At 44.4% G+C, this 20,163-nt stretch carries 16 protein-coding genes, 1 tRNA gene and 1 pseudogene; 11 read left to right on the top strand and 7 right to left on the bottom strand.

What is annotated here, in order from left to right; translation table 11 throughout:
* Nucleotides 1-105: 105 nt before the first annotated feature.
* The 4 genes from P4S59_RS13590 to pepA all read right to left on the bottom strand — a co-directional run bounded on the left by P4S59_RS13590 (nucleotide 106) and on the right by pepA (nucleotide 5,741).
* Nucleotides 106-510 carry a DUF2061 domain-containing protein gene (locus P4S59_RS13590; RefSeq protein ID WP_005397464.1) on the bottom strand — a complete coding sequence of 135 codons (405 nt, stop codon included), beginning with the start codon at nucleotides 508-510 and terminating at the stop codon, nucleotides 106-108.
* Between the two features lie 202 nt (nucleotides 511-712).
* Nucleotides 713-3,571 (bottom strand): valine--tRNA ligase, encoded by a 2,859-nt coding sequence (locus tag P4S59_RS13585; protein WP_337168542.1) that lies wholly within the window; start codon nucleotides 3,569-3,571, stop codon nucleotides 713-715.
* A 96-nt stretch (nucleotides 3,572-3,667) separates the two neighbouring features.
* The gene (locus P4S59_RS13580) at nucleotides 3,668-4,117 is read right to left on the bottom strand and encodes a DNA polymerase III subunit chi (RefSeq protein WP_046873623.1); all 450 of its coding nucleotides are present in this window, start codon (nucleotides 4,115-4,117) and stop codon (nucleotides 3,668-3,670) included.
* A 115-nt stretch (nucleotides 4,118-4,232) separates the two neighbouring features.
* Nucleotides 4,233-5,741 (bottom strand): leucyl aminopeptidase, encoded by a 1,509-nt coding sequence (pepA, locus tag P4S59_RS13575; protein ID WP_005397459.1) that lies wholly within the window; start codon nucleotides 5,739-5,741, stop codon nucleotides 4,233-4,235.
* 200 nt (nucleotides 5,742-5,941) lie between these two features.
* On the opposite strand from pepA, the gene lptF reads away from it, so the two are divergent.
* Nucleotides 5,942-7,042: an LPS export ABC transporter permease LptF gene (lptF, locus tag P4S59_RS13570; protein ID WP_006742363.1), complete on the top strand. Its 1,101-nt coding sequence runs from the start codon at nucleotides 5,942-5,944 to the stop codon at nucleotides 7,040-7,042.
* Between the two features lie 3 nt (nucleotides 7,043-7,045).
* Complete coding sequence (gene lptG / locus P4S59_RS13565; RefSeq protein WP_046873614.1) at nucleotides 7,046-8,116, top strand: LPS export ABC transporter permease LptG; 1,071 nt, start codon at nucleotides 7,046-7,048, stop codon at nucleotides 8,114-8,116.
* 87 nt (nucleotides 8,117-8,203) lie between these two features.
* Here lptG and P4S59_RS13560 read toward each other — a convergent pair whose 3' ends face one another.
* Together P4S59_RS13560 and P4S59_RS13555 are read right to left on the bottom strand one after the other, a co-directional pair.
* Nucleotides 8,204-8,683: an RDD family protein gene (locus tag P4S59_RS13560; protein WP_005397453.1), complete on the bottom strand. Its 480-nt coding sequence runs from the start codon at nucleotides 8,681-8,683 to the stop codon at nucleotides 8,204-8,206.
* Between the two features lie 184 nt (nucleotides 8,684-8,867).
* A complete protein-coding gene (locus P4S59_RS13555; protein ID WP_256950206.1) occupies nucleotides 8,868-10,136 on the bottom strand; it encodes a DUF2254 domain-containing protein in 1,269 nt (422 codons plus the stop codon).
* A gap of 227 nt (nucleotides 10,137-10,363) precedes the next feature.
* Between P4S59_RS13555 and P4S59_RS13550 the strand changes: the two genes are divergently transcribed.
* Both P4S59_RS13550 and P4S59_RS13545 read left to right on the top strand, forming a co-directional pair.
* Nucleotides 10,364-11,029: an SDR family NAD(P)-dependent oxidoreductase gene (locus P4S59_RS13550; RefSeq protein ID WP_104969819.1), complete on the top strand. Its 666-nt coding sequence runs from the start codon at nucleotides 10,364-10,366 to the stop codon at nucleotides 11,027-11,029.
* 190 nt (nucleotides 11,030-11,219) lie between these two features.
* Nucleotides 11,220-11,304, top strand: a tRNA-Leu gene (locus P4S59_RS13545).
* A 329-nt stretch (nucleotides 11,305-11,633) separates the two neighbouring features.
* Here the strand turns inward: P4S59_RS13545 and P4S59_RS13540 are convergent.
* A complete protein-coding gene (locus P4S59_RS13540; RefSeq protein ID WP_182034390.1) occupies nucleotides 11,634-12,917 on the bottom strand; it encodes a carbohydrate-binding protein in 1,284 nt (427 codons plus the stop codon).
* Between the two features lie 247 nt (nucleotides 12,918-13,164).
* Here P4S59_RS13540 and P4S59_RS13535 point away from each other — a divergent pair, with 247 nt between their 5' ends.
* The 7 genes and pseudogenes from P4S59_RS13535 to P4S59_RS13505 all read left to right on the top strand — a co-directional run bounded on the left by P4S59_RS13535 (nucleotide 13,165) and on the right by P4S59_RS13505 (nucleotide 19,847).
* Entirely contained in the window at nucleotides 13,165-13,470 is a 306-nt protein-coding gene (locus P4S59_RS13535; protein ID WP_025767645.1) for a PTS sugar transporter subunit IIB, read from the top strand.
* Nucleotides 13,471-13,558: 88 nt separating this feature from the next.
* The gene (locus tag P4S59_RS13530) at nucleotides 13,559-14,893 is read left to right on the top strand and encodes a PTS sugar transporter subunit IIC (protein WP_256954215.1); all 1,335 of its coding nucleotides are present in this window, start codon (nucleotides 13,559-13,561) and stop codon (nucleotides 14,891-14,893) included.
* Between the two features lie 51 nt (nucleotides 14,894-14,944).
* Entirely contained in the window at nucleotides 14,945-15,256 is a 312-nt protein-coding gene (locus P4S59_RS13525) for a PTS lactose/cellobiose transporter subunit IIA (protein WP_031780628.1), read from the top strand.
* 10 nt (nucleotides 15,257-15,266) lie between these two features.
* Nucleotides 15,267-16,589, top strand: coding sequence for a 6-phospho-beta-glucosidase (locus P4S59_RS13520; RefSeq protein ID WP_005397437.1), 1,323 nt, complete (start codon nucleotides 15,267-15,269; stop codon nucleotides 16,587-16,589).
* 18 nt (nucleotides 16,590-16,607) lie between these two features.
* Nucleotides 16,608-17,363 (top strand): chitin disaccharide deacetylase, encoded by a 756-nt coding sequence (gene chbG, locus P4S59_RS13515; protein WP_301661321.1) that lies wholly within the window; start codon nucleotides 16,608-16,610, stop codon nucleotides 17,361-17,363.
* 105 nt (nucleotides 17,364-17,468) lie between these two features.
* Nucleotides 17,469-18,465, top strand: a pseudogene (locus tag P4S59_RS13510) (LacI family DNA-binding transcriptional regulator).
* 128 nt (nucleotides 18,466-18,593) lie between these two features.
* Nucleotides 18,594-19,847 (top strand): HD-GYP domain-containing protein, encoded by a 1,254-nt coding sequence (locus P4S59_RS13505; protein WP_012841389.1) that lies wholly within the window; start codon nucleotides 18,594-18,596, stop codon nucleotides 19,845-19,847.
* Nucleotides 19,848-20,163 lie beyond the last annotated feature (316 nt).

The following is a 20,163-nucleotide window of genomic DNA, read 5'->3' as shown; positions in this document are numbered from 1 at the left end:
CTCTAAAAATAAAGTTGCGCACCGCAATTAAATTAATTGCGGTGCGCAACTTTGTCAATGATAAATGTCATTTGGCTCGTTAGGAGACGTAGTGAGCCTCCATGTTTAAGCGTGGTGATGTAAACAAAACTGCGGTGCTGGAGTTTTTGCTGATGATTTACGCATCCATACTTTCTCGTGGAAGTAGTAAGCCACCGTATTCAAACTCGGCTCTAGCATCGCCATTACGCCGCCGACAAATGCATCACCTGTTAGTAAGTAAACCACGGTAAAAGCGACGCTGAAGTGCACGGTCGCAAAGCTTGCGGTTTTTAATTTGGTCATCCACTGACGAGCTTTAAGTGCTGGGACTTTTGCCCATGCCTTTTCATGAAAGTAGAAGGCTACGGTGTTCACTGAAGGCTCAATCATGGCAATTAAACTACCAATTAAAATGTCGCCTGTGAGTACGTAAGCGACACTAAATGCGATAGTAAAATGCAGTGCTGCGAAAGTTAGTGTCTTTTTCATGATAATTACTCAATCGTGTTTGTTTCGATGAGTTTATTATCGATAATAATTCTCATTAATGCTAATGGATGATGAGTATTGTTGCGATAGGGGAAAGCTATTGATGATGGTTTTTGGTGAAAGATATACAAAAAAGGTTGACCATGATGGCCAACCTTTGGATTCAAAGTGAGAAGTGTTAGTTCTTCTCTTTTACTGAGGCTTAAAGTGCAGCGATCGTTGTCTTCTGCTCTTCTAGCTTAGCTAGTGTCTCTTTGTAGCCTTCAAGCTTCTCACGCTCTTTAGCAACAACCGCTTCAGGTGCTTTCGCTACAAAGCCTTCGTTGCCCAGTTTGCCTTCGATACGCTTGATTTCGCCGCGCGTCTTCTTGATTTCGCCATCTAGACGAGCAAGCTCTGCATCTTTGTCGATCAAACCCGCCATTGGGATCATCAGCTCAGACTTGCCAACCAGTGCCGTTGCACACGCAGGGGTCTCTTCGCCGGCTTCAAGCACGCGTACTGCTTCTAGCTTCGCTAGAGACATCAATACTTGTTTGCTTGCTTCTAGACGAGAGGCGTCTTTCTCATTCGCTGCTTTGAGCATAACGTCTAGAGGCTTGCCAGGGTTGATGTCGTACTCTGCACGTAGGTTGCGGATGCTAGTGATGAACGCTTTCACCCATTCGATGTCGTCTAGCGCTTCTTGGTGGAAGTTCGCTTCGTCGAATTGAGGCAGCGTTTGTAGCATGATTGTCTCGCCCTCAACACCGTCAACTAGTGGCTTGATGCTTTGCCAGATAGTTTCTGTGATATAAGGAATCACTGGGTGAGCCAGACGTAGCGTCTTCTCAAGTACCGTGATTAGTGTACGGCGAGTACCACGCTGTTGCACTTCAGTACCTTTCCATAGAACGGGTTTAGTTAGCTCTAGGTACCAGTCACAGAATTGGTTCCAGATGAATTCGTAAAGTGTGTTTGCAGCCATATCTAGACGGAAGTTGTCGATATGGTTGTTGAACGCTTTCGCTGCGAGTTCAAACTGAGACTCGATCCACTTGTCTGCTAGTGAGTACTCGATCTCACCTTCACCAAAACCACAATCTTGCTCTTCTGTGTTCATCATTACGTAACGGCTTGCGTTCCATAGTTTGTTACAGAAGTTACGGTAACCTTCAAGACGCTTCATATCCCAGTTGATATCGCGACCTGTTGATGCCATTGCTGCAAGAGTGAAACGCAGTGCGTCTGTACCGTATGCTTCGATACCGTTTTCAAACGTCTTACGCGTGTTCTTCTCGATCTTCTTCGCTAGCTGAGGCTGCATCATGTTGCCACAACGCTTCTCTACTAGAGACTCTAGGTCGATACCATCGATCATGTCGATTGGGTCAAGTACGTTACCTTTCGACTTAGACATCTTGTCGCCGTTTTCGTCACGGATTAGGCCGGTAACGTAAACTGTCTTAAATGGTACTTGTGGTTTGCCATTTTCGTCTTTCACGAAGTGCATGGTCATCATGATCATGCGCGCAACCCAGAAGAAGATGATGTCGAAACCAGTTACTAGAACGTCTGAAGGGTGGAATACTTTCAGATCGTCAGTTTGCTCTGGCCAACCTTGAGTACCGAACGTCCATAGCGCAGAAGAGAACCATGTATCCAGTACGTCTTCGTCTTGGTGCAGCTCAATTACTGACTCTAGGTTGTTGTTCTTGCGAACTTCTTCTTCAGTGCGACCTACGTAAACATTACCTTGGTTGTCGTACCACGCTGGGATGCGGTGACCCCACCATAGCTGACGAGAGATACACCAGTCTTGAACGTCACGCATCCAAGAGAAGTACATGTTTTCGTATTGCTTAGGAACGAATTGGATGTCGCCGTTTTCTACTGCTTCAACTGCTGTTTTCGCTAGAGGCGCAGTACGTACGTACCATTGGTCAGTTAGCATTGGTTCGATAACCACGCCACCACGGTCGCCGTAAGGAACTTGTAGATCGTGATCTTTCACTTCTTCAAGTAGACCTAGCTCGTCGAATTCAGCAACGATAGCTTTACGAGCGGCAAAACGCTCCATACCGTGGTATTTAGCTGGTAGCTCAGTGCTGTAAGCGTCGCTTGCTTCGCCGTTAGTGTTGAATACTTCTGCTGCGTCGCGGATGTTCGCGTCGAAAGTCAGAATGTTGATCATTGGTAGCTGGTGGCGCTTACCAACTTCGTAGTCGTTGAAGTCGTGCGCAGGTGTGATTTTCACACAGCCAGTACCTTTTTCCATATCTGCGTGCTCATCGCCCACGATTGGGATGCGACGATCAACGATAGGAAGGATGATTTCTTTACCGATAAGATCTTTGTAACGTGGATCTTCTGGGTTAACTGCAACACCTGTATCGCCTAGCATGGTCTCTGGACGAGTCGTTGCAACAACGATGTAGTCTTTGCCATCCGCTGTTTTAGCGCCATCTGCTAGTGGGTAGCGGAAGTGCCACATGTGGCCTTTAGTGTCTTTGTTCTCTACTTCTAGATCTGAAATCGCTGTGTGTAGCTTTGGATCCCAGTTAACTAGACGCTTACCGCGGTAGATTAGATCGTCTTCGTATAGACGTACGAAGACTTCTTGAACGGCGTTAGATAGACCATCGTCCATCGTAAAGCGTTCACGATCCCAGTCTACAGATGCGCCAAGACGACGAAGCTGCTTAGTGATAGTGCCGCCAGATTCGCCTTTCCATTCCCAGATTTTGTCGATGAAAGCTTCACGACCGTAATCGTGTTTTGTTTTGCCTTCTTCTGCAGCGATCTTACGCTCAACAACCATCTGAGTTGCGATACCAGCGTGGTCAGTACCTACTTGCCAAAGGGTGTTTTTACCCTTCATACGTTCACAACGGATAAGCGTATCCATGATCGTATCTTGGAACGCGTGGCCCATGTGTAGGCTACCAGTGACGTTCGGTGGCGGGATCATGATGCTGTATGATTCTTTAGTAGTGTCACCGTGTGGCTTAAAGTAGCCTTTCTCTTCCCAAGTCTGATACAGAGCTTGTTCGATTGAAGTTGGGTTGTATGTCTTTTCCATAGCGCTCTTTTAATGGATACGTTGATGGTTGAATCTTAGTCAATCTTTATAAGTGAGGGATCTTAACAAGATCGCCTTAACTATAAGGATTGACCGTTAAGGATATTGAATTTCGATCGTTTGCAGCTGGTAACCTGCTTGACGGTAAATTTTATATCTTTCTCTTGCGAGTTGTTTAGCTTTTTCTTCGCAGGGCACGAAGTCTACCACTTGAGCAAACTTGTTCGCAAAGGTTGTCTCATTTTCCGCCAAATTAATTACCAATTGACGATTCCAAGACGGCTTTACACCGTTATGGCCGATCTCAATATTGGTGGCGTATTTCGGTCCCTCGCCTACTAGGTTATGTGCCATGAACTTGTCTGCATCAACTTGCCAAAAGGCTTCAGCGAGCTGCTCGGCGTGTGGTTTGTCTTGGCAGTTTAAATACACTTTAGCGCCTTGGCGGGCAAAGTGCTGCGCCAAAAACACAATGTACTCTTCAAAGCCAGCCACCGTTGCTTGCGGGCTCTCTTCGTTAATGATGTAGAAGGTTGCAGTTTGCATCATTCTCTCACTTGCCTTGGGTCTCTTCCTAAGACCATCTTAAATCCCATTTTCATTTTAGAAAATTAGGATAATAAAAAAGGGCCTTGCGGCCCTTTTAGATTTTGTTCAGAAATTACTCTTCTGTCTCTTGGCCGCTGCGGTTCAAAAGGAATTGGACAAGCATTGAGACAGGACGGCCCGTTGAGCCTTTCGCTGCGCCTGATTTCCACGCAGTACCTGCGATATCGACGTGTGCCCAATTGTACTTCTTCGCGAACTTAGATAAGAAGCAACCCGCAGTGATAGTACCAGCAGGACGGCCACCAATGTTTGCCATATCCGCAAACGGGCTCTTCAACTGCTCGTGGTACTCATCTGCCATTGGTAGACGCCATGCACGGTCACTCGCTTGCTCTGAAGCGTTAACTAGCTCATGAGAAAGAGGGTTGTGGTTAGAGATAACGCCACTGATGTGGTGACCTAGTGCGATAACACAAGCGCCGGTTAGCGTTGCAACGTCAACCACGCAGTCTGGTTCGAAACGCTCTACGTAAGTCAGTGCGTCACAAAGAACAAGACGACCTTCCGCATCCGTGTTCAGAACTTCTACAGTTTGACCAGACATGGTTGTAAGGATGTCACCTGGACGGTAAGCGTTGCTGCCAGGCATGTTTTCACAGCCCGCTAGAACACCAATAACGTTGATTGGTAGATTTAGCTTCGCTAGCGCTTTCATTGTACCGAATACCGATGCCGCACCACACATGTCGTACTTCATCTCATCCATACCTTCGCCCGGTTTTAGAGAGATACCACCTGAATCGAAGGTTAGACCTTTACCTACTAGCACAATAGGTTTTGCATCTGAGTCAGGATTACCTTTGTACTCGATGATAGACATCATAGATTCGTTTTTAGAACCACGACCGACTGCTAGGTAAGAGGTCATACCCAGTTTTTCCATCTCTTGCTCACCAATGATTTTGGTGGTTACGGTTTCGTAATCGTCCGCCAGACGACGAGCTTGAGAAGCAAGGTAAGCTGGGTTAGCTACGTTTGGTGGCATGTTGCCAAGATCTTTTGAGGCTTTGACACCAGATGCGATAGCGAGACCATGAGTGATTGCTTTTTCACCCAAGTTTAATTCACGACGCGTTGGTACATTGAAAACAAGCTTGCGCAGTGGGCGGCGAGTCTCAGGTTTAACGCTCTTGAATTGATTAAATGTGTATAGACCATCTTTAGTCGCTTCTACAGCCTGGCGCACTTTCCAGTATGTATCACGACCCTTAACATGCAGTTCAGTTAGGAAACATACCGCTTCCATTGAGCCTGTCTCGTTAAGTGTGCTGATCGTCTTTTGAATGATTTCCTTGTACTGGCGCTCGCCAAGTTCACGCTCTTTGCCGCAACCGACAAGTAAAACGCGCTCTGACAAAACACCTGGTACTTGATGCAGTAGCAGCATCTGACCAGGTTTACCCTCTAGATCACCACGGCGAAGTAGTGAACTGATGTAACCGTCACTGATTTTATCAAGTTGTTCGGCTACTGGAGAAAGGCGACGTGGTTCAAACACACCAACAACGATACATGCGCTACGTTGTTTCTCTGGACTGCCACTTTTTACACTGAACTCCATGCGTACTCCTACATCCTGAAGACAAATTGCTCTAAATGTTAGATAATGATCGCTTACTTGTTGAATTTTAGCTCCAGGCTTACATGCAGAGCTGATTAAGCGACTAACATCTAGTTTATAATTTTTAAAAAAATAAATGGTTCAACGGGAAACTATAGTGATTCGACCAAAAAAACAAGTTTTGTATAGGTAATTTCAGCGTGATTATTGTTAGATATTTGATCCGCGAAACACTCAAGAGCCAATTTGCGATTTTTTTCGTACTTTTTTTGGTGTTTGTAAGCCAGAAATTCATAAGTGTTCTTGCTGATGCTTCTGATGGGGATATTCCTGCTGGATTGATTTTCTCGATTGTTGGTTTGAATATGCCAGCAATGGGTCTATTAATGCTGCCTTTAAGTCTGTATATCGGCATATTGATCACATTTGGTCGTCTGTATGCAGAGAGCGAAATTGTCGTGATGAACGCGACAGGTATTGGTAACAAATTCTTGGTACAAGCGGCCTTGTACTTAGCGCTGATTACTTCTGCTGTGGCGGCTTTTAATGCATTGTGGTTATCGCCGTGGTCTCAAGACCGTGTTGAGCAACTTTATGAACAAGTGGCGGCAGAAAACAGCGTTGACTTGCTAAAGAAAGGGCAATTCCAAGGCACGCCAGATGGTTCATCGGTTGTGTTCATCGATGACATTAAAGACAATACATTGAGCAACGTTTTTGTCGCTCAGATGCGCCCGAGAGATTCAGTATTGCCGAGTGTGATGTTCTCGTCCTCTGGTGAAGTAAAAGAACTGTCGGACGGCCGTCAGGTCATCACCATGAAAGAAGGCACGCGTTATGAAGGTGTGCCTACTCGCGTTGAATATATGATCACAAAATTCGATGAATACGAAGGCGTTATCGGCCAGCGTGAGGTCAAAAAGAAAGGGCGAGATTGGGAAGCGTACCCAACGGTTGATTTGATCGGACACCCAGACCCAGAAGCGCAAGCAGAGCTGCAATGGCGAATTTCGTTATTTGTGTGTATTCCACTCTTAACGATGCTGGTTATTCCTTTGTCGGCGGTGAATCCGCGTCAGGGACGATTTGCCAAAATGGGGCCCGCGATTCTTATTTATCTAGCGTATTTCCTGGCGATTAGTGCAACAAAATCTGCATTAGAAGATGGTGACATTCCGGCGGCAATCGGCATGTGGCCAATTAATGCGATGTTACTGATTGTCGCAATCATGGCCAATATGATGGACAGCGTTGCTGCTCGACGAATAAAAGACAAATTCCGTAAGAAGAGGCTCGCGTAAGCTGTGTTCAAAATCTTAGACCTTTACATCGGTAGAACCATCATCTCTACCACTGCCTTGGTTTTAGCGACGTTTGTTGGCTTATCGGGCATCATCAAATACGTAGAACAGTTACGTAAAGTAGGGCGAGGCGTGTACGACCTCACTCATGCGTTGTACTTTGTGTTACTCAGTGTGCCGCGTGATATCGAAATGTTCTTTCCAATGGCGGCATTACTCGGTGCCCTTATTGGTTTGGGTATGTTGGCGTCAAGCTCTGAGCTGGTGGTGATGCAAGCTGCTGGTTTCTCAAAGTTGGATATCGGGTTATCCGTGCTCAAAACGGCGGTGCCATTGATGCTTATCGTTATGACGTTAGGGCAATGGGGCGCTCCAGAAGCACAAAAGATGGCGCGTGACTTACGTGCGTTTGCGATATCGGGAGGTAGTATTGTCTCAGTTCGTTCTGGAGTTTGGGCTCGTGACGCAAACGACTTTATCTTTATAGGTAAAGTCGAAGACGACAAGCTTTATGCTTTAAATATGTGGCGTTTTGATGATGATAAGAATCTACAAAAAGTTATTTTCGCCGAAGAAGTCGACTATCAACAAGATAACAATTGGTTGATGCGAGACGTACAAATCACGGATATGAAAAATGAAAACGTGATTTCGAAGCAAGACATCGAACAGATGGAATGGCATACGTCATTGGCTCCAGATAAGCTAGCTGTGGTGACGGTAAAGCCTGAAGAGTTATCACTGAGCGGTTTGTATGATTACGTGACCTATCTGAAAGCATCAGAGCAAGATGCGTCTCGCTATGAATTGGCGTTTTGGCGTAAGTTGACACAGCCGCTTTCAATTGCCGTGATGATGTTGATGGCGCTATCGTTTGTTTTCGGTCCACTCAGAAGTGTGACCATGGGGGCAAGGGTATTATCGGGTGTGGTTGCCGGGTTTACTTTTTATATATCCAGTGAGTTCTTTGGCCCATTAAGCTTGGTATATGGTATATCCCCAGTGTTTGGTGCATTGGCCCCGAGCCTGGTGTTCTTAGCCATTGCGATTGCGCTGCTGAGAAGAAAGCTGTAGCTGAAGTATCACCGAATAAACCATGTTTCATCGGACTAAATGTAAAAGGAAGGCATTATGCCTTCCTTTTTTGTATTCCCGGATAAGTTAGTTTGCCTTAGGCAACACAACAACCTCTGTTTTTGCCCAAATGTCGTGGAAACCACGTTTCTTGGGATCAATCGGCACAGTCAGGTTTGCCAAACCAAAGCCAGATGTTGCAATGCGAATCAGGGCTTGAGTGACTGTAATCGGCGCACCGTCTTTGGCATTGCGAACTCGAAGTTTCCAAGCGCGCATCCCAAGTGTTTGCCCTGCTCGCGTCCAGAAGAAGACAAAGAAGTATATCCACACAACCGCAAGATACAGTGTAAATAGAGGGCTTAATACAGGGTGCTTTCCGAGCATATCAGCGGCATCTGCGTACTCGCCATAGCTCAACAGCCCTGCTGCATTTAGTGCAAATACAACGGCCATAACAATACCTGCGGCCATCATTTCGATTGCGATAATAATCAATGTGTCGTAAATCAACGCTGCAAGTCGACGAAAGAGACCTGCAGGTGGAAGAGTTGTAGACGTCGTCATTATTCCATCACTTACCTTAAAAATTGTGCGTCAGAATATAGATTCCCTCACCAAGAGAAAAGAGACCTAACGCACAGAGTCTTTAATTATGCATAAACGAAGTGACTTTTCTGCTGTGTGTTATGAATATATACCATGATGTACAAGGCCTTTCGGTAACCTATTTCAACTGAATTTTACTTGCCTAACCATTAGCTTTTTGGTCTGTAACTAGATTAGACAGATGAGAGAGTTGGTGTTTCTCATCTTCGGTATAATGCTGGCTCAAGGAGAGCTCTAAAGCTTTTTCTGATAGCTTGGTTGCAGGTGATAAAAACAACTTGGGGTGCATACTAGAAAGAGCCAGCAAGGCTTTTTGTAGGCGAATCTGTATTTGGAGTTGCGCTGCACCATCGTGCGCGATTGGCAAAAAGACATCATCAAATAAATCTTGGCAGCTTAATGCGGGCACAAATAGCCTAGGGTATCGAGTCTTGGTGGGAGGTTCGCTGAGTAACTCTCCCCACAATGAAAGGGCTCGTACAGAACGCCCAAGAACATCAATCGCGGTACCGTTATCATTCACGGCGGGGGAGAGAGCTCGTGAGGCGATCTCCGCCATAACGACTAATCCAAAACGAGGATCTTGATCATAGGAACGCTCCGTTCGAATCGTGAAGGCCGCCGTTACTTCGCTTTCGTCTGGCAACGCTCCACAAACCCAAGCCAATGGTTGACTCACATACACAAAGCTTCCTGGTTGTCGTTCAAGATAGATAGTGCATTGGTTTGCTTCAGCAATACTATCGAGATGATGCATATCAACATGCTGTAAGTAGCCAATTTCTTGGCTGAAAATAGGCTTGCTTCCTCTGGGTTTATGTTCTGGATGGCTCCATGGGTGAGCGCCTAGCCAACGCTCTTTGCCCCGTTTTCTTATCGCATCTAACAAAGCTTGTTCCACGTAGGAGGTAGTTTCACTGACTCTCCCTAGTACGGAAAGGTGCTGAATCCAACGTAGCAAGGTGAGTATGATCATCACGATCACGGCGATGGTTACGATGAATAGGTAAATTTGTGCTTGTTGATGATAGGCGCCAATGCCTAGCGCGATAATGCCTACCAAACTAAATAGAAAAGAGCCAAGAAAGGTCGCCAAAGCATTTTGTGTTGTGCTGTCTTCCATCAACAGTTTTGTCGCTCGCGGCGTTACCCCTGCACTAGCGGCACTGTACGCTGAGACCATTATATTGAGCGAGAATGTGGTCACCGCAAGCATGGAAGTCGCGAGGATATTTAATATGTTGTTAAGCAAATCCTTACTGACGTTGATTGCAGGAGGCAGAGTAATGAACTGGTTTAAAACAATGGATATTAGGGCAGTGGCGACAGCAAGTAAGGCATAAAGTGACGTGCGAACCCACAGTTTACGCGTCATTTGCTTCAGTAACCATTGCCATTTTGACCCAGTCATTCGTATGCTCCTATGAGGTTCTTACTCGAAAGTCGATAGAAAATTCAGAAAGTTATTCTTGCTTAAGCATAGGTTAAATCTTCCTCATTCTACGTGGAATTTCATGCATCATGAGAGTAAGAAAGCCGCTTGCTTCAAAGAATGGTGTTCTTGAGGTGTGAATTACCAAGATTCTGTTACCTTAATTGATAGATGCATTAAAAGTATGTGATTGAAAAGAGGTAGCCATGATTGTAATTACAGGTGCAAGTAGCGGTTTAGGGGCAGAGCTGGCAAAGCGTTATGATGCGGAAGACAAAGAGACGTATATCATAGGAAGAAACACAGAAAAACTATCCGCATTAGCTAAACAACTCTCTCATAACGTCGGATATCAAGCTTGCAACCTCTCACTGCATCAAGATGTGAAACACCTATTTGATGGGATGAAACAGCCGCCTGAAATGGTCATTCATAGTGCAGGAAGTGGTTATTTTGGCGAACTGGAAGAGCAGGAGCCGGAAGAGATTCAAAAACTGATTGATAATAACCTGAATTCTGCGATTCATGTGTTAAGAGAGTTAGTAAAGCGTTACAAAGATCAACCGATAAAAGTGGTCATGATCATGTCCACAGCCGCTCAACAACCAAAAGCGCAAGAGTCTACGTATTGTGCTGTGAAGTGGGCTGTCAAAGGATTAATCGAGTCGGTTCGTTTGGAGTTAAAAGGAAAGCCGATGAAAATTATCGCGGTTTATCCTGGTGGTATGGATACGGAATTCTGGAAGACAAGCGGCAACACGATGGACACGAGTCACTTCATGCAAGCGGAAGATGCTGCCGAGATGCTCCATACGGCTTTGTCGAGCATTGGGAATGGTTATGTTTCTGATATTACAGTGAATAGAATTTAAAAAGAGTTGCGTATACTCATTTTCACCTGGATCAGTAGTAGGAAATGGAGCGTACGTTTCTTATCAGTACAGCTTTGTCACACTTTGTGGCGAAATTATCAGCAAACGATAGTTATTTAAGGTATTTCTGCTTGCGCAGGTCAAAAGCTTCCGTATAATGCCAACCATCAAAGGGCAATAGCCCAAAGATGCCGGTGTGGTGAAATTGGTATACACGACGGATTCAAAATCCGTTGCCTTAGGGCGTGGCGGTTCAAGTCCGCCCACCGGTACCATATATAGAAAGGTCGCTCTTATAGCGGCCTTTCGTCGTTTTAGGTGCTTGTAAATATCAAAAGAAAGTTAGCGTTGCCTTTGCGGTGGCGGTAGGAGTGCTTGTCCAATCAACTCTGCCCACGGGTACCATAATTCATATGATAAAGCCTCGACGAAAGTCGGGGCTTTGTTGTGTCTAGGGTTTGTGAATTCAAATCCAGCGTGGCGTCAGGAATGCCAGGCCCAGTCACTCCACTCTTTACTGCTTTCCATTTTTACTTTTCTAAAAATAAAAAAGCGCGAGGGATTACCTCGCGCAAGCTACTACATGATAATAGTAGGGAACAGCTTATAGAGCTGTGAACAAGGTGTTCTGTGAGTCAGGTGTCCAATCGGCTTGAGATACGTGTGGCACGTTGACGAGATAACGTTTGCCAGAGTACGTCACAACATCTCCCTCTTTATATGAAACATTCACTTCCCAATTTGTTGCCGGATCAGCATTGGTCCAAAGGCTAGAGGTTGGGGAAGGTGCCCAGTCCTGCTGTGCGTTATGGCTGGTCACTGCTTGGTAAACGGTGCCTAAATGTAGGACGTAGTCGCCAGCGTTGTAGCTATGACCAACTTGCCAGTTTGGTGTGTAGTTATCCATCGTATCGAATACATAGCCAGCTTGTTTTGCTAGTCGGATAAATTCCGCTAATTTAGGTAAATTCTTGGTTGCGCCCATTCCTCGCTTACCGTCTTCAAACAAAAACTCATGCGTTAGAATAATGACCTTGTCTGCGTGGAGTGGTGTACCACATGGAAACTCTTGTGCTTTTGAATTGATAGGGTTGATGGTGGTAGGAGCACAGTTGTTCAATGCTGCATCTACGTAACCTAGGAAAGGTTCTGCCTCTGTTAGACTGTTGGCTGGCATTGCTATCCCCCAGTTTTCAGGTGCCCAATCCACATCCCAACCATGTGTTTGATAGCCTTTATTAGCCAGAATGTTTTGTACCGCAATTGAGGCTTTCACACTGTTTGATAGGTCGTTGATATTACAAACGTAGCCTGGTTCCCAAGGTTTAAAGTCATCAGACGTTGCACATAATCCATCTGCTTTGAAGTCTTTAGTCACGCGCCAGCCGTTGGTGTAGGGCAGTCTAGCAAACTCTGTTGCCTTATAATTCGGGTAGCTTGTAATGTTAGGCAGATACTTTTCTAAAACAGATAAGTTTTCTGTAAACATTGAGGCATCGTAAACAGGATCTTGGTACGAGTTAAGCTGGTGGTCGCCGGTAGCATTACATTCTGCTGCGCTATTAGGTCCAAACTCATCAACGCAGTTATGAACCATATGATCGTAACTATGGTTCGCGACAATATGACCAGTGTCTAATGCGAGCTTTAAGGCTTCTAGCGAACGGTCTTCATTCTCATCACCAATTCCGTCTAAGTGCCAAGCATTAAAGTAAAACGTCGCTTTGATATCTTCTTGGTTAAGTACTTGAATAACGTCAATAGATGCATTGATTGGTCCATCATCAAACGTTAGATAAATGGTGCCTTTAGAGTCGGTTTGAGCAAATGAGTATTGTGATAGTGCGGCACTTACAAGCGTTGCAATAGCCAATTTATTAAATTTCATTCTCTATTCCTTTTTAGAAATTAATAACGACGTTGTCAGTAGTAATATATTGATAATTTGAAACCTAATGTGGTGTCTTAATTTATTTCCTGACTTTTATCCTAGACCTAAATAATTACTAAAAAACAGGTCGTATTTTCTAAATTGGGATTGTGTTCACGAATAATGCAACCGGTTGCGCTTTTTTGTCTTGGTTATTTTTGCTACAGTTTTTGCAGGTTGAAATTTACACAACGGGAGTAAGGCTATGAAAAAGATCCTTTTATGCTGTAGCGCAGGGATGTCAACCAGTATGCTTGTTAAAAAAATGGAGCAAGCTGCTGAAAATAAAGGAATTGAATGCAAAATTGACGCGATGTCAGTGAATGCATTTGAAGATGCAATTAAAGAGTACGATGTTTGTCTTCTCGGGCCTCAAGTACGTTTTCAGCTAGAAGAGCTAAGAAAAACGGCGCAAGAGCATGGTAAAAACATTGATGCGATTTCTCCTCAGCATTATGGAATGATGAAGGGAGAAGAAGTACTAGAGCAAGCATTAGAATTAATTAACTAAACCATAGTTTTAAATTAAAAAAGATAACTGTACATCAAATATAAATATTTGATGCGGGATTCTTTTGCCTAAAATAAGGATGGATTCTATGAAGCTTTATGACGCAATTATAGGCGCAGTCGAAAAGCATATAGCCCCTATAGCAGCAAAAGTGGGGAATCAGCCCCATGTTCGAGCAATGAGAGACGGTTTTATAGTTGCAATGCCGTTTATTATTGTCGGTAGTTTCATTTTGATTTTTGCATTCCCACCATTTGCCGAAGACACGACCTTTACTTTCGGTCGAATTTGGCTCGATTTCGCCACCACACATTTTGATACCATAATGATGCCCTACAACATGTCGATGGGGATCATGACCATTTTTGTTTCGCTCGGCGTTGCTTATAGCTTAGCTAAGGCTTACAAGATGGATGGGATCACGAGTGCAGTATTGTCGCTGATGTCTTTTTTACTCATCGCGGCCCCTGCTAAAGATGGCGCGTTGTCTATGTCACACATGGGAGGAACCGGGATCTTCACCGCAGTGATGTGTGCATTCTTCTCGGTAGAGCTCTACCGTTTTATGAAAAGGCACAATATTACGATTCGTATGCCAGAGCAGGTGCCACCTGCGATTGCACGATCATTTGAAGTACTGTTACCAGTCTTAGCGATATTTATTACCTTATATCCACTTAGCCTTTTCGTGCAAACCCAGTACGACATGCTGATTCCAGATGCTGTCATGGCAGTCTTTAAGCCTTTAATTAGTGCGTCTAACTCATTGCCTGCCATTATTGGCGCTCTATTGCTTTGCCAATTACTTTGGTTTGCGGGTATCCATGGTGCTGCAATTGTTGTGGGGCTGCTTTCTCCAATTTTCTTGACCAACATTGGTGCCAACATCGAAGCCTTTGTTGCAGGTGAACCGATTCCAAACGTATTTACTCAGCCTTTCTGGGATTTTTACATCTTTATCGGTGGCTCTGGTGCAACACTTGCTCTTGTTATGCTGATGTCATTTAGCCGTTCTGTTCACCTTAAGAGTATTGGTCGAATGAGTGCGGTGCCTGGCTTCTTCCAAATCAATGAACCTGTGATCTTCGGTAGCCCAGTTGTGATGAACCCGACCTTGTTTATCCCGTTCGTCTTCGCTCCAGTCATCAACGCTACGATTGCGTACTTTGCTGTGCATGTCGGCTTTGTGGGTATGGGTGTCGCTACAACGCCTTGGACAACACCAGCACTGATAGGTGCTTCGTGGGGTAGCGGTTGGACCTTTGCTCCAGTATTGCTCGTCATTGGTTTATTGATTCTTGATCTAATTATCTACTTCCCATTCTTCAAAATGTTTGAGAAGCAAATGTTGGAGCAAGAACTACCAACGACGAAAGAAACTAAAGATGAGGCGCAACCTTCAGGCGAAGGTGTTACTGCTTAACGGTGCTTAATGGGCCGCAATTACCGCGGCCCGATTTTCGGAGAGAAAATGATGGAACAAGAATTGGTTGTGATGGAGATCATCTGTAATGCTGGCGAAGCCAGAAGTTTGAGCTACGAGGCGTTGCGTTTATCTAGAGAACAAGATTTTGATGCGGCTGAGGAGAAGCTCTCTCAAGCAAGAGAGTGCATTAACAAAGCCCACTTAATTCAGACTCAGTTGATTGAGGAAGATCAGGGGGAAGGGAAAGTCCCGATGACGTTAGTGATGGTACATGCTCAAGATCACTTAATGACCACGATTTTGGCTCAAGAAATGGCTGTAGAAATCGTTGCACTGAACAAAAAAATCTCGAACAAATAAGGGGAGAAAAATGTCTAGAGAGGCGATCAAACTTGCCATTATTGGCGGTGGTAGTAGCTATACCCCTGAACTGGTTGAAGGGGTTATTAAGCGCTTAGAATATTTACCCGTTAAGAAGATTCATTTTGTGGACATTGAGTCAGGAGCTGAGAAGCTTGAGATTATCAAAGGTCTAGCGCAGCGAATGGTTGATAAAGCAGGTGCAAAGATTGAGATAAAAGCAGACTTTGATCGTCGTGCTGCGATAAAAGATGCGGATTTTGTGATGACGCAGTTCCGTGTGGGTGGCCTTGCTGCTCGTGCTAATGACGAGCGAATTCCAATTAAATACGACGTCATCGGCCAAGAAACAACAGGCCCTGGTGGGTTTGCTAAAGCACTGCGAACCATTCCGGTTATTCTTGATATATGTAAAGATATTGAAGAGTTGGCACCCAATGCATGGATGCTCAATTTCACCAACCCTGCGGGTTTGGTCTCTGAAGCCGTCAGTAAGTACACCAAAGTAAAGAGTATTGGTTTATGTAATGTGCCGGTTTCGATGGAAATGATGATCGCAGAAATGATGGAGTGCGAGCCAAAAGAGCTACAACTGGAGTTTGCCGGATTAAACCATCTCGTTTGGGTGCACAAAGCATGGCTCAATGGAGAAGATATTACTCAAACGGTATTAGAGAAAGTCGGTGATGGTGCTAACTTCAGCATGAAGAACATCTGGGAAGAACCGTGGGATCCAGCATTTTTAAAAGCGCTGGGGGCGATACCATGTCCTTACCATCGTTATTTCTATCAAACCGATGCTATGCTCGCTGAAGAGAAACAAAGCGCGGGTGAAAAGGGCACTCGTGCTGAGCAGGTAATGGAAACAGAAAATGCGCTATTCAAGCTCTATCAAGATCCTAATCTCGATCATAAGCCGAAAGAGTTAGAAGAGCGGGGTGGGGCTTATTATTCAGATGCATCACTAAACTTGGTTGATTCAATTTATAACAATCGTAATAGTATTCATGTTGTTAACGTCTTAAATAACGGAGCGATTAACGGCCTCCCCGACGATGCTGTGATTGAGTGTAGCGCGGTGATTGGTAGTTGGGGCGCGAAACCTCTTGCGGTTGGTGAGCTGTCAAACAATATCAAAGGATTACTCTATCAAGTCAAAGCATATGAACAGTTGACAATAGACGCTGCTGTTGAAGGTAATTATGACAAAGCGCTCATGGCATTAACCAACAACCCATTGGTGCCAGACATTGGTCGTGCCAAGTCAATTCTGGATGATATCCTAGCGGTGAACGCTCCGTATTTACCTCAATTTAAACTAACGACGTTGTAGTACTAAGGAAGGGCGCCAATGAAAGTCATTTTTAATGCTGATGATTTTGGTTTAACGAGAGGTGTAAATAACGGCATCGTAAAAGCTCATCAGCAAGGTGTTGTTCATTCAACCACCATGATGGTCGGTATGGATGCTGAGAAACATGCTTTAGAGTTGGCTCGCCATAATCCAGACTTGAGAATTGGCGTTCATCTTAGGTTTACAGCGGGAGTGCCTCTAACTGGGCACCCTAATTTGACCAACGGTCGAGCGCATTTTATCAAATACGACGAACTGTGGGGTAAGCAGGACTTCGAAACTCAGGTCATTTATGACGAAGCAAAAGCTCAGGTGGAATATTTTTTATCGCTTGGGTTAGAGCTAAGCCACTTAGATAGCCATCATCACGCGCATACTCACCCTCAAATTTTGCCCGTTATTAAAGAGGTAGCGAGTGAATACCGAGTGCCACTGCGGGGCACTGGCTTGTGTCAAGAATCGATGACAACAAGGTATGTCTTTACTGACGAGTTTTACGATCAAAAAGTAAGTTTAGATGGTTTGATGGCGCATTTATTGAGTCTAAAGACAAACTATGATTTGGTTGAGGTGATGTGCCACCCGGCAGAGGCCGATCAAGCGCTGATTTTAAAGAGTGGTTATGCGCTTCAGCGAGAGCTAGAGTTACAAGTTCTAACCTCTCCCATTTTAAAAGAACAGTTAGCTCAACATGGTATAGCTGTCACGGATTACTCTGAGCTCGTTTCTACCAATCAAATGGTCGGTGTATGATTAAAGGCTGCCAGCTTCGCCCCCTATAAGCACCTTACGAATTGCTGGCAGCCGTTCTACACAAACGGATATTTAATAACAATTGCAGTTGGACCCAATAGCATTATGGCAAGGATTAAAGATGTCGCCGAACTCGCCGGTGTAAATCGCTCTACCGTTTCTCGAATCATTAATGGGGAGGGAAGTTTCGCGAAGAAACTCGAAAAAAGTAGAGCAAGCTATGGCGCAACTGAATTATCGCCCGAGTGCGATTGCTCGTTCACTCGCAACCTCATCCAGTAATATGGTTGGCTTATTGGTGACTTACTATACGGGGGGCTTCTTTGGAGAGATGATGGAGCAGGTTCAGACTGAGCTGGATATTCATAAAAAGTTTCTGATTACCGCTCAAGGACATCATTCTGCAGAAGGTGAAAAGGAAGCCATTCAGCGTTTTAATGATCTGCGTTGTGATGGCTATGTCCTCCATAGTCGTTATTTGTCAGATGATGATTTACGTGAATTAGCAAAACAGCCTACGCCTTTCGTTCTTCTGGATCGCTATGTTGAAGGAATAGAAGAGCGTTGCGTTACTTTTAATCATCATCATGCAAGCCGTATTGCCGTCGAGCATCTTTTAGCTGGTGGTCATAGAAAAATCGCCTGTATTACCGGTCCATCCCAACGTCATAATAGTTTATTAAGAAAGCTTGGGTACGTTGACGCGATGAAGGACGCAGGTATCGATATTGACGAAAGCTGGTGTGAAGAAGGGAATTATGGTCGGCAAAGTGGTTATGATGCAATGGCTGCAATTTTACAACGACACCCTGAAGTTACTGCAGTCTTTTCTTGCAGTGAGGAAATGACGGTCGGTGCAATGCAGTACTTACACGAGCACAATATTTCAGTACCGGAGCAAATCTCTTTAACTAGCTTTGACAGTGTCGACCTTTGTGAAAGCCTTTATCCTACAGTGTCGGCAGTGCACTTTCCTATCAGTGATATGGCCCGTGTAGCGGTACAAACATTAATGGGATTAGTCAAAGGTCAAGAAATAATAGATAAGCCAACGTTCGAGGCTCAGCTTAAAATACGCAAAGCAGATCGAACCTTAAAGTAGCTTGCTTTTGCTCATTAAATGAGTAATTAGAAATGACCATCTGATGTTTTGATACTTACTGATGAATTTATTCACAAAATTTACTAGTATTCTAACTCTCTTAGGCAACGTAAATCAGTAGTGAATAAGTGGCAGCCATTAAACTTACGGTCGATCGTATTCAACCCGGATTACATATCCGTCTTCCGCTAAAGTGGAACGATCACCCTTTTCTACTCAATAGTTTTAAGATTAAAGATCAAGAACAAGTCGAGATGATCCGTCACCTCGGTGTAAAGTTCGTTTACTTTAATCCAGAGCAAAGTGATGCCGCACCACTTCCAGTCGACCAGATACAAGCTGATAGAGTAACGAATGAAGCGTCGCTAGATCATGAAACTCAAAAACTTTGGCAAGAAAAACAAAACCGCATAGAAAAGTTAAGTGCGTATCGTCGACGCGTTATCCAGTGCGAAAAAGAGTTTGAGCGCTCTCTTGCGCGTATGCGCTCGGTCATGACGAAAATTCGTAATCGTCCAACAGCTGCCGTTGATGAAGCGAAGCTTCTTATTGAAGATATCGTCGAGAAGTTAATGTGTGATGATAATGTCACTCTACACCTGATGAACGGTAAAAATGAGTTTGAAGATATTTATTTCCATTCGTTGAACGTTGCTGTTATCGCCATGATGATTGGCCGTGCTAAGGGGTACTCAGCTGCGCAGTTGAAAGAGCTTTCATTCTCAGCGCTATTCCACGATATCGGGAAAATAAAAATTCCTACCGCAATATTAAGAAAGCAAGCACCGCTGACGGAACCAGAAACTAACTACTTAAAGTTGCACACCAAATATGGAGTAGACCTTGCGAGTCAAATAGAAGGTTTTCCCGAAGTTGCAAGAGTTGTGATTGCACAGCACCATGAACTAAGAGATGGGTCTGGCTATCCCAAAGGTCTGAAAGGAGATGAGATCAACGAGTTTGCTCAAATTATTGCTGTAGCTAACGCATTTGATAACTTGTGTCATACACCTATAGTCTCAGAGCAAAAAATTCCTTATACCGCACTCTCTCATTTATATAAGAACTGTAAACACCTATATAAAGAAGAAAACCTGAATATCCTGATTAAGTTTATGGGCGTGTTTCCTCCAGGCACTGTGGTTCAGCTTTCCAATAATATGGTGGGCTTGGTTATCTCAGTGAATGCATCGCATCTATTATTCCCAAATGTATTGGTTTACGACCCATCAGTGCCAAGGACGCAGGCGCCAATCATTGATCTTGCATCAAAGGATATAAAGATAGTTAACGCGATTCATCCGTCTAAATTGCCGGAGAAAATCAAAGAGTATCTTAATCCGCGTTCACGCATTTCTTACTTCTTCGATAGTGATGAGTAGTTATCCACAGGTTTTTGTGGGTAAGCTGTAGAAATCTTGAGTGTTATTTCGGGGTAATTTTTGGGTTGGATGGAAAGTATCCACTTGGCATGTTTTTTTAGAAAAAATGTACTTTTAGTATTGCCAAAGAAAATCTTCTCCCTATAATGCGCATCCATCAACACGGCAGACGCCACAAGGCTTCAGCAGGGTCGAAGAGGTGAAAAGCTTCGACGAAAATTAGTTGAAAAAAGTGTTTGACACTCTCAATTATCTCGCTAGAATGCACCTCCGCTTTGAGAGAAAAACTTCTCGATAAGCAAGCTCTTTAACAATA

Source organism: Vibrio sp. M60_M70, from assembly GCF_037162085.1.
In the GTDB taxonomy this organism is placed as follows: domain Bacteria; phylum Pseudomonadota; class Gammaproteobacteria; order Enterobacterales; family Vibrionaceae; genus Vibrio; species Vibrio diabolicus.
The sequence above is the reverse complement of the archived record's forward strand: the minus strand, read 5'-3'. Positions and strand labels throughout refer to the sequence as shown.